The 13,455-nt window shown below is 67.4% G+C and carries 12 protein-coding genes; 5 read left to right on the forward strand and 7 right to left on the reverse strand.

What is annotated here, in order from left to right:
- Positions 1–100 precede the first annotated feature (100 nt).
- Together speA and RCF13_RS23145 are read left to right on the forward strand one after the other, a co-directional pair.
- Complete coding sequence (gene speA / locus RCF13_RS23140; RefSeq protein WP_061480252.1) at positions 101–1,990, forward strand: arginine decarboxylase; 1,890 nt, start codon at positions 101–103, stop codon at positions 1,988–1,990.
- A gap of 44 nt (positions 1,991–2,034) precedes the next feature.
- A complete protein-coding gene (locus RCF13_RS23145) occupies positions 2,035–2,355 on the forward strand; it encodes a DUF6122 family protein (protein WP_049439080.1) in 321 nt (106 codons plus the stop codon).
- A 177-nt stretch (positions 2,356–2,532) separates the two neighbouring features.
- Here the strand turns inward: RCF13_RS23145 and RCF13_RS23150 are convergent, their stop codons facing one another.
- Genes RCF13_RS23150 through RCF13_RS23160 form a run of 3 tightly spaced genes read right to left on the reverse strand, consistent with a single transcriptional unit; the run spans position 2,533 to position 4,798 of the window.
- A complete protein-coding gene (locus RCF13_RS23150; protein WP_231352360.1) occupies positions 2,533–3,852 on the reverse strand; it encodes a sensor histidine kinase in 1,320 nt (439 codons plus the stop codon).
- Complete coding sequence (locus RCF13_RS23155; protein ID WP_005419968.1) at positions 3,849–4,508, reverse strand: response regulator transcription factor; 660 nt, start codon at positions 4,506–4,508, stop codon at positions 3,849–3,851. Before RCF13_RS23155 ends, RCF13_RS23150 begins: the two co-directional genes overlap by 4 nt.
- The gene (locus RCF13_RS23160) at positions 4,508–4,798 is read right to left on the reverse strand and encodes a PepSY domain-containing protein (protein ID WP_065198236.1); all 291 of its coding nucleotides are present in this window, start codon (positions 4,796–4,798) and stop codon (positions 4,508–4,510) included. The genes RCF13_RS23155 and RCF13_RS23160 overlap by 1 nt, the downstream gene beginning before the upstream one ends.
- A gap of 151 nt (positions 4,799–4,949) precedes the next feature.
- Between RCF13_RS23160 and RCF13_RS23165 the strand changes: the two genes are divergently transcribed.
- The gene (locus RCF13_RS23165; RefSeq protein WP_072167930.1) at positions 4,950–5,384 is read left to right on the forward strand and encodes a PepSY domain-containing protein; all 435 of its coding nucleotides are present in this window, start codon (positions 4,950–4,952) and stop codon (positions 5,382–5,384) included.
- Positions 5,385–5,467: 83 nt separating this feature from the next.
- Here the strand turns inward: RCF13_RS23165 and RCF13_RS23170 are convergent, their stop codons facing one another.
- From RCF13_RS23170 to RCF13_RS23180, 3 genes are all read right to left on the reverse strand, one after another.
- Positions 5,468–5,950: a hypothetical protein gene (locus tag RCF13_RS23170; protein ID WP_134968417.1), complete on the reverse strand. Its 483-nt coding sequence runs from the start codon at positions 5,948–5,950 to the stop codon at positions 5,468–5,470.
- Between the two features lie 126 nt (positions 5,951–6,076).
- Positions 6,077–7,285, reverse strand: coding sequence for an FAD-dependent oxidoreductase (locus RCF13_RS23175; protein WP_134968418.1), 1,209 nt, complete (start codon positions 7,283–7,285; stop codon positions 6,077–6,079).
- A 12-nt stretch (positions 7,286–7,297) separates the two neighbouring features.
- The gene (locus RCF13_RS23180; RefSeq protein WP_005419954.1) at positions 7,298–7,792 is read right to left on the reverse strand and encodes a lipocalin family protein; all 495 of its coding nucleotides are present in this window, start codon (positions 7,790–7,792) and stop codon (positions 7,298–7,300) included.
- A gap of 182 nt (positions 7,793–7,974) precedes the next feature.
- Here RCF13_RS23180 and RCF13_RS23185 point away from each other — a divergent pair, with 182 nt between their 5' ends.
- A complete protein-coding gene (locus RCF13_RS23185) occupies positions 7,975–8,223 on the forward strand; it encodes a hypothetical protein (protein ID WP_061480245.1) in 249 nt (82 codons plus the stop codon).
- An 89-nt stretch (positions 8,224–8,312) separates the two neighbouring features.
- Positions 8,313–10,733, forward strand: coding sequence for a DUF3772 domain-containing protein (locus RCF13_RS23190; RefSeq protein ID WP_134968419.1), 2,421 nt, complete (start codon positions 8,313–8,315; stop codon positions 10,731–10,733).
- A 506-nt stretch (positions 10,734–11,239) separates the two neighbouring features.
- On the opposite strand, the gene RCF13_RS23195 is transcribed toward RCF13_RS23190, so the two are convergent.
- Entirely contained in the window at positions 11,240–13,345 is a 2,106-nt protein-coding gene (locus RCF13_RS23195) for a phosphoglycerol transferase I (protein ID WP_134968420.1), read from the reverse strand.
- Between the last annotated feature and the right edge of the window lie 110 nt (positions 13,346–13,455).

Below are 13,455 nucleotides of genomic sequence, written 5' to 3' on the forward strand. Positions count from 1 at the left end.
GGTTGGAACCTGTCACGGGCGCGGGCGCGCATGATAACGAACCTGTGGGCACATAGGCGTTATCATGCCCCCCCTTTTATTGCCAACAAGGCCGACTGAAATGACCGATTGGTCCCTCGACCAAGCCCGCAAGACCTACTCGATCCCGCATTGGGCGGACGGTTACTTCGACGTGGATCAGGCCGGGCACATGGTGGTGAGACCGACCGGGGCGGACGGCCCGGTGGTGTCGCTGCCCAAGGTGGTCGATGCGGCGCGCGCGGCGGGCGCCAAGCTGCCGCTGCTGGTGCGCTTCCCGGACATCCTCGGCCAGCGCCTGGGCAAGCTGCAGGCGGCCTTCGCCCAGGCCCAGCAGGACTGGGAGTACAGCGGCGGCTACACGGCCGTGTACCCGATCAAGGTCAACCAGACCCGCGGCGTGGCCGGCACCCTGGCCAGCCACCACGGCGAGGGCTTCGGCCTGGAAGCGGGCAGCAAGCCCGAGCTGATGGCCGTGCTGGCGCTGTCGCGCCCGGGCGGGCTGATCGTCTGCAACGGCTACAAGGACCGCGAGTACATCCGCCTGGCCCTGATCGGCCGCAAGCTGGGCCTGCAGACCTTCATCGTCATCGAGAAGCCGTCCGAGCTGAAGCTGGTGCTGGAAGAGTCCAAGGCGCTGGACGTGAAGCCGGGCCTGGGCGTGCGCATGCGCCTGGCCTCGCTGGGCGCCGGCAAGTGGCAGAACAGCGGTGGCGACAAGGCCAAGTTCGGCCTGTCGCCGCGCCAGCTGCTGGACCTGTGGAAGTCGCTGCGTGACACCGAGTACGCCGACTGCCTGAACCTGCTGCACTTCCACATGGGCTCGCAGATCTCCAACGTGCGCGACATCGCCAACGGCATGCGCGAAGCCACCCGCTACTTCGTGGAGCTGTCGCGCCTGGGCGCGAAGATCACCCACGTCGATGTCGGCGGTGGCCTGGGCGTGGACTATGAAGGCACCCGTTCGCGCAGCTTCTGCTCGATCAACTACGGCCTGCATTCCTACGCCAGCAACATCGTGCAGCCGCTGGCCAATGCCTGCGAAGAGTTCGGCCTGACCCCGCCGCGCATCGTCACCGAGTGCGGCCGCGCGATGACCGCGCACCACGCGGTACTGATCGCCAACGTCTCGGAAGTGGAAGAAGCGCAGGAAGGCCGCGTGCCGGACCAGCACGACGACGAACCGGCGGCGATCCGACACCTGCGCGAAATCCACGACGAGCTGGACGTGCGCCCGGCGGTGGAACTGTTCCAGGAAGCGCAGCATTTCCATGCCGAAGGCCTGGCCAGCTACGCGCTGGGCCAGATCGACCTGCCGCAGCGCGCGCGCATCGACGATCTGTTCTACGCCATCGCCCACGGCGTGCGTGCGCGCCTGAGCTATGACGAGAAGAGCCACCGCCCGGTGCTGGACGAACTGAACGAGCGCCTGGTCGACAAGTACTTCGTCAACTTCAGCGTGTTCGAATCGATCCCGGACGTGTGGGCGATCGACCAGGTGTTCCCGATCGTGCCGATCGAGCGCCTGGACGAAACCCCGGACCGCCGCGGCATCATCGCCGACATGACCTGCGACTCGGACGGCATGGTGGAAACCTATGTCGAGAACGAGAGCCTGGACAGCTCGCTGCCGCTGCACAAGATGAAGCCGGGCGAGAGCTACCGCATCGGCTTCTTCATGGTCGGCGCCTATCAGGAAATCCTGGGCGACATCCATAACCTGTTCGGCGATACCGACGCGGTGGAAGTGCTGGCCGATGCCGATGGCTATGCCATCACCCAGCAGCGCCGCGGCGATACCACTGACGTGATGCTGGATTACGTGGGTTACCGCCTGGACGAACTGCGGGCGACCTATGCGCAGCGCGTGGCTGCAGCGCAGCTGTCGCCGGAACGCGCGCAGGAACTGTCGGACGCGCTGGAAGCCGGCCTGACCGGTTATACCTACCTCTCCGACGAGCCGTTGGTCTGAGGTAAACGGGAATGCCGGGCATAGGCCCGGCGCTACCGGCCCCGATGAGCGCGCGCGCGATCTTCCACCTGTTCCTGCATGCCGCCGTGCCAGCGTTGCTGGCATGGCTGTTCTGGCGCAAGCGCTTCGCCTCGGCGTGGTTGTTGATGCTGCTGGGCTGGATCATCGACCTGGACCACCTGCTGGCCGATCCGATCTATGCACCGAACCGCTGCAGCATCGGTTTCCATCCGCTGCACACCGCACCGGCAATTGCCGTGTATGCAGGCCTGTGCGTTCCGAAGAAAACGCGGTTGTTCGGCATCGGTCTGATCATCCACATCGCGCTGGACGCAATTGATTGCTGGTGGATGCATCACCGTTGATGCTTGATGCGTGTCGACCAAGGTCGACAGCTATCGGGTGCACGCTGGCCGGTCGGATTGGCGCTTGGTAGAGCCGGCCGCTGGCCGGCTTCCGCAGGCCGGCTTCCGCAGGGCGTTCCCGGTGACCACGTGGTTGCCGGCCAGCGGCCGGCACTACCCACCGTCAGGTTGGTCGTTTCACCCCACCGGCAGCCACAACGTCGCGCGCAGGCCCGGCTGTACATTCTCCAGCGCCACGCGTCCGCCATAACTGGCGGCGATATCTCCGACGATCGCCAGCCCCAATCCACTGCTGCCCACGCGCTCATCCAGCCGCACGCCACGCTGGGTGACCCGTTGCAGGGCGTCCGCGGCCAGGCCGGGGCCGTCGTCGCGGACCTCAATGCGCAACTGGCCGTCGTCGGCTTCCGCGCTGACCTGGACCTGCCGCTGTGCCCAGCGCCCGGCATTGTCCAGCAGGTTGCCCAGCATCTCTTCCAAGTCCGCACTGGCACCGGCGAACTGCAGCGCCGGATCGATACCGGCCGCCGTGAACGTGATGCCACGTTCGCCATGCACGCGTGCCATCAGCCGGCACATCGCCTGAGCGACGGCCGCCACGCCGGTGCGCTGGCGATGGTCGGCGGCCAGTCCTGCAGCCAGGTAACGGTCGACACTGGCCTGCATGCGTGCGCTCTGTTCGCGCACGGTGGCGCGCCAGTGCGTACCGTCGCCGTCGGCCTCGGTGGCCAATACGCTCAGTGGTGTCTTCAGCGCATGCGCCAGATCCTGTGCACTGGTGCGCGCGCGCGCGACCATGCGTTGCTGGTGGTCCAGCAGCGCGTTGAGTTCTTCGCCAAGCGGCGCAACCTCTGCCCCCAGTCCCTGCGTGTCGATGCGTTGCGCGTCGCCGCGCCGTACCTGTTCCAGCTGCGCACCGAGGCGATGCAGCGGGCGCAGGCCGAAGTGCACCTGGCTGGCCAGCACCGCCAGCCAGGCGGCGACCAGCACGCCCAGCGCGATGGCGGTGCGCTTGCGGAATGCAGCGACATCCGCATCCAGCGCGCTGCGATCGGTGGCGACCACGGCCACGAACGGTTCGCTGGCGCGCGGGAGGCGCACCTGCTGCACGCGTGCGCGCAGGGATTGCTGCAGCGGCCCGGGCAGGTTGCGGGTGGCCGGCCCGGCAACCGGCGCCGGCAGGGTTTCGTCCCACAGCGAGCGCGACTGCAGCAACACGCGGCCATCGGCACCGGCGATCTGCCAGTAGGCACCGGAAAACACGCGCTGGAAGCGTGCGTCATTGGGTTCCTGGCGCAGGCGCAGCTGTCCGTCCGCATCCACTTCGGCCTGCGCCAGCAGGGTCAGCATGTCCTGCTGCAGTTCGTGGTCGAGGCGGTCGCGCGCGCTGCGCTTGAACAGCTCGCCCAGCAGCGCGCTGGCCAGCAGCGAGACCAGCAGCAGGCCGACGCCGCCGGCCTGCAGCAGGCGCCGTCGCAGCGATGGTTGCCGGCTCACGGCGCGGCCAGCCGCCAGCCCTGGCCGCGCACGGTCTGGATCAGGTCGATGCCGAGCTTGCGTCGCACGCGTCCGAGCAGCACGTCCAGTGCATTGGAGTCCGGGTCGTGGCCACCGTCGAACACCTGCTCGCCCAGCCGGTCGCGGCCGATCACCTGTCCGCTGTGATGGATGAAGTAGCTGAGCAGGCGGAACTCCTGCGGGCTGAGGGGCAGCGCCTGGCCATCCAGCTCGAAGCGGCCGGCGTTGACGTCCAGCTGCAGCGGACCGCAGTGCAGGCGCGGGCTGGCGTGGCCATGGCTGCGACGGATCAGTGCGCGCAGCCGCAGCACCAGTTCGTCGGCCTGGAAAGGTTTTGTCAGGTAGTCGTCGGCGCCGGCGTCGAAGCCGGCCAGCTTGTCGTGCCAGCGCCCGCGCGCAGTGAGCACCAGCACCGGAAAGCTGCGGCCATTGCCGCGCCAGCGCTCGATCACGCTCAGGCCATCCAGCCCGGGCAGGCCGAGGTCAACGATGGCCGCCTGCAGGTCCTCGATCTGGCCGATCTCCTCGGCCTGGCGGCCATCGGCGACCACCGCCACCACATAGCCGGCCTGCTCCAGCAGGGGCACCAGGCGCTGTGCCAGTGCGGCATCGTCTTCGGCCAACAGGATGCGCATCAGTCGTCGAGCTCCGTCTTCAGCAGCTTTCCGCTGCGCGCATCATAGTCCAGCTCCACCACCACGCCGTCGCCGCGCAGGATCTCCACTTCGTAGACGCCGTCGTCCAGCTCCACTTCCAGCAGCTGGCCCGGGTAGCGCTTGAGTGCGTCGCGGACCACGCTTTCCAGCGGCACGTAGCGGCCCTGCTGCACGGCGCGGCGCGCGACCTGCTGCGCCGGGTCCTGGACGGGCGCGGCGGCGATCGGGGCGTTGGCCAGGGCCAGCAGCAGGGGCAGGGTGGAGAGCATGCGGGTGCAGAAAGAAGGAGGGGGGCAGGCGCGAGTGTGCCGGGGATGACTAACAGCCGGCTAACAGCCACGGCTAAGGCGTTGTTAGCCGTGGCATGCATCGTGGCGTTGCCGGGATGGTCCGGCCACGAATACGAACAGGAGAACCCCCATGTTGAAGTCGCTCACCCTCGCCACCGTTGCCCTGCTGGCCATTGCACCGGCCGCACAGGCCGCACCGCTGGGCATGGCCCAGGTCGAACAGACCCTGCGCAAGGCCGGCTACACCCAGATCCACGAGATCGAACGCGATGACGGCCTGTGGGAAGCCGACGTGAGCCGCGCCGATGGCCGCTTCAGCGAAGTCTACGTGGACCCGAAGACCGGCGAGATCTTCGATGAGCACAGCGGCCGCGCGCTGCTGACCACCGAGCAGGTGCTGGCACGGGCGCAGTCGCATGGCCTGCGCGAGATCCATTCGCTGGAACGCGATGGGGCGACCTGGTCGCTGGAAGCCCGCAATGCCCGCAACCAGAAGGTGGAGGTGCGCCTGAGCGGTTACGACGGCCGCATCCTGCACAGCGAGCGCGATGGCTGGCTGGATTGACGTTGGCCTCTGTAGAGCCGAGCCCATGCTCGGCTTTGCGGCAAACCGTAGCCGAGCATGGGCTCGGCTCTACAGAGGCTGCCCTACCAGCCGTACGGCGGCGGGTAGTCCCAATAGCCCGGGCCGCGGCCGTAATAGCCGCCATACGGACCGAAGAAGCCCGGTCCCTTGCCTTCGCTCACGTGGATGTTGACGTTGACCCCGTGGGTCTTGCCCTCATCGGTGGTGTAGTTCTTGCTCAGGTTCAGCGTGGCCGCGTTGTAGTGGCTGTTGCCGCCGTTCTTGGAATAGCCGATGCCAGTGGTGAAGCTGCCCGACACCTTGACCTTGTCGTCGGTGACGTCGGCGATCCTGGCGTCGTCGTGCACGCGCGGGCCGCTCTTGTCACCGTAATAGGTGCCGGGCGGGTCCTGCTGCAGGGCCGGGTCGTTGAGGTAGCGCAGCGGCGCCTGCGGCAGCGTCAGGTCCAGGCCGGCAGCCTGCGGCGCGGTAGCGCCAGCGGCGGACTGGGCCAGCACGGTTCCCGGCAGGGCCAGGCACAGCAGCAGGGTCAGGGGGCGGATCATGACGGCGCTCCAGCGGACAGGTGGCCGCGCAACACGCGGCGGTACAGGCCGACGCTAGCAGGGGTTGCTTGAATGATGCCTGTCGGCGCCCGCTTGCGGTAGAGCCAGGCCATGCCTGGCTGCACGCTACAACCGTTCGAACCCGAACAGCCCTTCCAGTGCATGCTTGCGCCGCTCGATCCGGGCCCGCAGCAGCTGGGCGCCGATCATTGAATAGGTGATGCCGTTGCCACCGTAGGCCATGGCGAAATGCACCCGCGGGCCCCACTGCGGGTGCGGGCCGAAGAAGGGCAGGCCGTCGGCGGTTTCGGCGAAGGTGCCGGCCCAGGAAAAGGCGGGCACCGGGTCCAGCCGCGGGAACCAGTGCAGGAGCTGATCCATCAGCTTTTCGGCCTTGCGCTGCACGCGCCGGTCGCGCCGCGCCGGGATATCGATGGCGTCGTCCAGCCCACCCACCAGCAGGCGGCGGTCGCCGGTGGCGCGCAGGTACAGGTACGGGCGTGCGCTCTCCCACACCATCGTGCGCTGCAGCCGGCCCAGCGTGTCCGCATCGATCGGGTCGGTGATGAAGGCGTAGCTGCTGCGGTTGCGCGCGACCCGCTGTTCAAGCCAGCGCTGGTTGGCGTAGCCCATCGCCAGGACCACGTGGCGGGCACGGACCGTGGCGCCGGCCTCGGTCATCGCGGTCACCCCCTGCGCGCCAGGCTTCAGCGTGTGCAGCACGGTGCGGTCGTGCACATGGCCGCCGCGGCGGCGCACGCGTTTGAGCAGGCCGTAGGTGAGGCAGTAGGGATCGACCCGCGCTGCCTGGCGGGTCAGCAGGGCGCCGCCGGCATCCACGTCGAAGCGTTCGCGCAGGGCTTCGCGGTCCAGCCAACGCGCGTCCAGTCCAATATCGCGGCGTGCAGCTCCTTCGGCCATCAGGCGCGGCACGTCGCGCCGCCGGCTGGCCAGGTACAGGCTGTCCATCTGGCGGAAGTCCACCTCCTTCAGCCCGCGTGCCACTTCAGCCAGTGCCGGGATCGCGTCGGCACAGGCAAGGTAGGCCAGGGCGGCGGCATCGTTGCCATAGCGCTCGGCCAGTTCCAGCAGATGGGTATCGATCTCGTACTGCAGCAGCGCGGTGCTGGCCGCCGTGCTGCCCCAGCCGATGTCGCGCTGCTCGATCACCGCCACCTCGTGGCCGTGGGTGGACAGTTCGTCGGCGATCAGCGCACCGGTGATGCCGCCACCGACCACCAGCACGTCGCAGCGCAGATCCTGCTCCAGCGGGGGAAAGGCCTGCAGCAGCCCGTTGCGCACTGCCCACCAGGGGTAGCCACTTTTCAGGTCCATGCGTGGTCGTGCTCAGGCGGTGGGGTGGCCGGTATGCGGGGTCTGGATCAGTTCGGACAGATCGAAGCCCTGCAGGCGGGCCGCGGCCAGATAATGGTCCTGCACGGTCGCGTCCAGGCGTGGCTCGCGCGCCAGCAGCCACAGGTACTTGCGGTCCGGGCTGCCGACCAGCGAGACGCTGTAGTCCGGGGCGACCTGGATCACCCAGTAGTCGCCCTTGGCGAACGGCAGCCAGCGCAGGCCCTTGGGCAGGAAACTGACCTCCAGGCGCGCGCTGTCGTTGTCGACGGCGCAGGCCTCGCCGGTGGCCTCTTCGATCTCGCCGTCCATGCGGCAGCGGTTGGTGACGCCGACGTTGCCGTTGTCGAGCAGGGTGTAGTGCGCCGACACATCGGTGCAGCCTTCCGGCTCGTGGCGCATCGGCAGGCGCGCGATCTCGTACCAGGTGCCCAGGTAGCGCGGCAGCTTGAGGTCGGCGACGGTCTTCAGCGGCGGGTGCTCGGTCATCGGTCATCGTGGCAGGGACGGGCCTCCACGATGCCCATGGGCTCGCCATGGGCGGGTGAAGCCGGGGCGACGGCCGTGTCCAGAACGATCCGTCGCCGCTGCGACGTGCCTGTTGTCACCGGCATGGCGGTATCCTGCCGCCAGCGCCGTGTTTTCCTGATCCAACCAAGGTGGAGGTGCCGATGTACCAGGTGATCCTGTTGAAGAGTGAATCCGCGTTCGCACGCGAACAGTGGCCGCAGGTCGACGACCTGGTCGACTACGAGGGCGTGGCCTACAGCCTGCGAGCCGGCCCGCGCCAGCCACTGTCGACCGACCACGAGTGGCACCCGGTGGCGGTGTATGCGCCCGATGAGATCACCGAGGAAGAGTTCCAGGACTGGTACGCGCTGCAGCAGCCGACTGTGGAAGAGCTGCGCCTGAAGTACTGATACTGCTGCACGTCCCCCATCCGCCGTTTACCGCCTGTGCCGTATAGTCGCGCGCAGGCGCGGTGGTCCGCGCGAACCGGTGTGGCTGCGTGTCTTCTTTCCTGCGATCGATCCGTGCACGGGGGCCCTGGTGGGTCCTGCTGCTGTGCACTGCCTTCCTGCTGTCCGCGCCGGTGCTGGCACAGGAGGAGGACCCCACGCCCAAGCAGCAGCTGGCGGACATCGATTCGCGGTTGAAGGATGTCGAGCGCAAGCGTGGCGATGCGGAAGCCACCGAGACGCTGGCGATGCTGTCCGAGAATGCCTCGCAGGCACGGCGTGACGCCGAGGCACTGGAAAAGGCACTGCAGCCCCAGCTGGATCGCATCAACGAGCAACTGGCGCAGCTGGGGACGCCTGCCGAGGGCACCACAGAGCCGCCAGAGCTGGCGGCGCAGCGACGGGCCATAACCAGGCAGCGCGACGGCGTGGCCGCGTCGGTGGCACAGGCCAAGGCCAGTGCCGTGCGTGCACAGCAGCTGGCGGCGGACATCGAGCAGCAGCGCACCGCACAACGTACGGAAGAACTGGGCCAGAAGGTCGCCTCGCCGCTGTCGCCCGCGTTGTGGAGCAAGGTGGCCGAGCGCCTGCCGATCGATATCGCGCGCGTTGCGCCGTTGGCCGAGCAGGGGCGTGACGCGCTGGTCGCCGGCATCCGCGCCCATGGCTGGGGCACGCCGTTGCTGGGCCTGCTGGCCGCGCTGGTGATGATGTTCCCGCTGCGGTTGTGGCTGCGCAGGCTGGGGCGGCAGTTCGCCGCGTCCGAGCGCGCGCCTGATGGACGACTGCGCCGGTCTGGCCTGGCGATGTGGCTGCTGCTGGTGGGCACGCTGCTGCCCGGTTATGCGGTAGTGGTGCTGATGGCGGCGCTGGATGCGATCGATGCCATCGCGCCGCGCCTGCAGGTCGTGGCCGACGGCCTGGAGACCGCCACCTTCCGTGCGGCCTTCATTGCCGCGCTCAGCGCCTGCCTGCTGGTGCCCAAGCGCCCATCATGGCGGCTGTTGAACCTGGACGACACCGCCGCGCTGAAGCTTCGCAAATACGCCTGGGGCGCTGCGGCACTGGCCTGGCTGAGCACGGTGCTGGTGGCCCTCGACCAGGCTACGCGCACCAGCGATGTCACCACGGTGGCGTTGGACGGCCTGATTGCCCTGACCTACCTCGGCCTGATCATGGCCATGCTGGTGACCCTGGCGCGCCTGCATCGGCGGCAGACCGCCGAGGCCGAGGCCAAGCTGGAAGCACAGGCCGATGGCGTGGGGGCAACCACGCCCGTGCGCCGCAGCAGCTGGCTGGTACTGGCCCGGGTAGCGGGCAACATCGCGGTGGTGGCGGCCATCGTCGCCACGTTGCTGGGCTACCTGAATTTCGCCAAGTTCGTGAACCAGCAGCTGATCGGCGGCAGCATCGTAGTGCTGGCCGCAACCTTGCTGTTCAAGTTCGTCGATGACCTGAGCACCTGGATGCTCAACGCCGACAGCAAGGTCGGCCAGACCATCCTGCTCAGCACCGGCCTGAGCGTATCCCGGCTGGAACAGGCGGGCGTGCTGCTGTCGGCGGCGTTGCGCACCATCGTCGTACTGATCGCGCTGCTGGCGCTGGTGGCACCGTTCGGCAACATCGGCGCGGTGGTGGAGCGCTTCTCCTCGCTGTTCACCTCTGGATTCGACATTGGCGGAACCAAGCTGGAGCCGGTGCGCATCGTGCTGGCGGTGCTGGTGCTGCTGGCTGGCCTGGCCGTTACCCAGCTGGTACAGCGCTGGCTGACCGACACCTACCTGCCCAAGACCGAGCTGGACCTGGGCGCGCGTAATTCGGTGAGTACCGTTGCCCGCTATGTGGGCATCATCATCGCGGTGATCTGGGCGCTGAGCGCGATGGGGCTGCAGCTGAGCAAGCTGGCCCTGCTGGTCAGCGCGCTGTCGGTGGGTATCGGTTTCGGCCTGCAGGTGATCACCCAGAACTTCGTCTCCGGCCTGATCCTGCTGGCCGAGCGGCCGGTGAAGATCGGTGACTGGGTGAAGCTGGGTGACCAGGAGGGCGACATCCGCCGCATCAGCCTGCGTTCGACCGAGATCCAGGTGGGCGACAAGTCGACGTTGATCGTGCCCAACTCCGAGCTGGTCACCAAGACCGTGCGCAACATGACGATGGGCAACAACCAGGGCCGCATCCAGATCCAGTTCGCGGTGCCGCCCAGCACGGATGTCGGCAATCTGCGGCAGGCGCTGCTGGATGCGTACACCGCGCACACGAATGTGCTGAAACAGCCGGCACCGACGGTCTACATCGACAGCATTGCCGGTGGCCAGATCACCATCAACAGCTTCGCTTACGTGGCCAGCCCGCGGCAGGTGTACGCCACCCGCAGCGACCTGTACTTCAGCCTGCTGCAGATCCTGGCCGAGCGGAACATTCCGCTGTCGACCCCGACCGACATCCACATCATCCGCGATCCGCAGGAGTAGGGGGTGTTCTGCAGGGCTGCGCCCTGCACCCGCTACGAGCAGAAGCAACAGCAACAGCGTGCATTCCGTGGGATGGCGGGGCGGTGCCGGAGTGCGGGGACGCCGTAAATCCGTCCATGGAGGCTTGGCAGCCGCATCCATGCGGCTGACACCCCGCACTCCGACACCGCCCCACCTCTGACAGATTCCTGAGGCTGTCGGTAGGTGTCGACCTTGGTCGACATTTCTGTCAGATATCGAAATCAATCTGGGATCAGATCCGTTTTTCTCCGGAAAGCGGATCTGATCCCATCGGCATGTCCAACAGACCGCAGCAAACTGTCGAAGGCGGTGTGGGTCCGGTTGCGGGGGCGTGAGCCGCATGGATGCGGCGACCGAGCTTACATGGACGTACTTGCAGCGTCCCCCGCAACCGGACCCACACCGCCAAACCACGGAATGCACGCTGTTGCTGTTGCCGTTGCTCCGGTTTGGAGCGGGTGCAGGGCGCAGCCCTGCAAATAGCCCTACCCCCGCGGTCGGCTGCGCGAGGGCACCAGGGCGAACGTATCCACCGCCAGCTTCTCGGCGTGGTTCAACCACGCGCGGATCTCCAGATCGTCCACTTCGTGATCCAGCCCGAACGACACGTTGATCTTGCCGTTGGCATCGGGCTGCACCCACTGCTGGGCCAGCACCACCTTGCGCTGCGAGGACACCGCTTCGATCCAGAAGCCGCGGTCCGGGCGCGTGCTCGCCACCAGTTGCAGCATGTACTGGCCGGCACGCGTACGGCGTCCCTTCTGGGTGATCATGTGTGCCTGGCGCACGCTCGGGCGCGGGCCCTGGAGCGTATCCAGCGGTGCATCCACCGCGATGCCACCGCGCAGGTCGTTGTCGCGGTACAGCTTGATGCCATTGTCGCGGTTGACGAGCAGGGCGCACCAGTCGCCGTCGGCCGAGCCGTCCTCGAACGCGGTGCAACGGTCGACGTAGGCCAGGGTGTTGTCCGGGTTGGCATCATCGAACTGGCGCGAGGTGTTTTCCAGATACACGGACTTCAGGCCCCAGTCCTTGTCGTACTCCAGCAGCACCGGCGGTTGCACGTGCTGCAGGCCAACGACCACCTGATCATCGCCATCGATCTTCAGTTCGCGGGTCGGCTGGCCCAGCCACAGCGAACGGGCGAAGGCCAGGTACGGCGGGTAGTCGCGGCCGTCATCGCGGCGCGCGGCCACGCTGGCACTGGGCGCGCGCTGCGGGTCAATCAGCGCGCGGCCAAAGCCCATCGTCTTCAGGTTCGGGTCCAGCAGGCTGAGCAGGGTCGCCCCGGAATCCAGGGTGGTGCCAGCGTCGGCACTGAGCTGCTGCGGGGCAATGCCGTCGCCAAGGAACAGCAGCAGGTTCTCGCGCTTCTGCTTGGCCAGCACGTGGCTGAGATCGTTGGGCATCGCCAGGTGGTCGGAGGCGATCACGATCAGCGTGTCCTTCCCATACGGGCTGGCCTGGATTCGCTCGACCAGCTGTGAGATCAGGCGGTCGGTGCACTTGAGTGCATTGAGCAGGCCGATGTTGCCGTACCCGCTCCGGTAGCGCTCGCCCTTGCATGACACCGGCAGGTGGCCCGCCGGGTGGTGGGTGTCCATGGTCAGCGTGGTCAGCATGAACGGTGAACCGGCGCGCGAGAGCTGCTCGAAGCGCTGGTAGGCGGTGTCCAGCAGCACGTCGTCGTGCACGCCCCAGGCCGAGTAGTGGATGCGCCCGATCTTCTTCTGCTGCTTGAACCAGGCCAGGTCATGCACTTCGTCAAAGCCATGGCTGGCCAGGAACTGGCCCTTGCCGGCGAACTGGCCGTTGGCGCCGCCCAGGTAATGGTTGGTGTAGCCCTGCTGCTTCAGGTAGTCGCCCAGGCACACCGCCTTGGGCAGGAAACTGCCCATGCGGTCCATGCTGTTCTCGTCGCCCTGCGAGGTGGTCAGCGGCACGCCACACATTGACGACACCAGGCCGGCGATGGTCCAGCCGCTGCCTTCGGCCGAGGCCAGGCCACGCACGTCCAGCGACTCGGACGCCAGGCGGTTGAGGTTGGGCATCAGGCCGGGAAACACGGCCTCGTCCAGATAGGTGCGTTCCAGGCTCTCGCCGTAGATCCATACGATGTTGCGCGGGCGCTGCAACGGCTGCGTCGGCACCTGGTACTCGGGGGCGATGCGGGCGAAATCGACCGGGCGCAGCTGCTGATAAAGGCGTTGGCCGTCACGGGCCAGCGGGCTGATCAGGATCGTGGCCACCCACACGGTCGCGAAACCGGCGAACAGCGCACCACCGTGGCCGGGCCGGCGCCAGCGCTTCACCCGCGTGGCAAACAGCGGCAGCAGCGAGACCAGCGCCAGCACGATGAAGCCGGCGATGTAGCCCTTGAAGTCGGAGACACCAGCGCCTTCCATGTCGGCGCCGAGGTGATAAAGCGTGGCGGCGTTGAGCCCATCCCCGGACAGCTTGTCGATCAGCCACCACGCGCTGAGCATCAGCAGTAGCAGCGAGAATGCACCGGCCTTCCACCACACCCACTTGTCGGACGCGAGGAACAGCCAGCACAGCAGCAACAACGACAACAGCAGTATCCAGAGCATAGGCAGCTTCGGCAGTGACGGGGTGGTGGTGATGGACGTCGTACCGACGCGTGTCCATCCGACCGGCGCTGCTGAAAGCACATCCACATGACAGGCCGATGACCCGATAG

Source organism: Stenotrophomonas maltophilia group sp. RNC7 (assembly GCF_030910085.1).
Lineage (GTDB): Bacteria > Pseudomonadota > Gammaproteobacteria > Xanthomonadales > Xanthomonadaceae > Stenotrophomonas > Stenotrophomonas sepilia.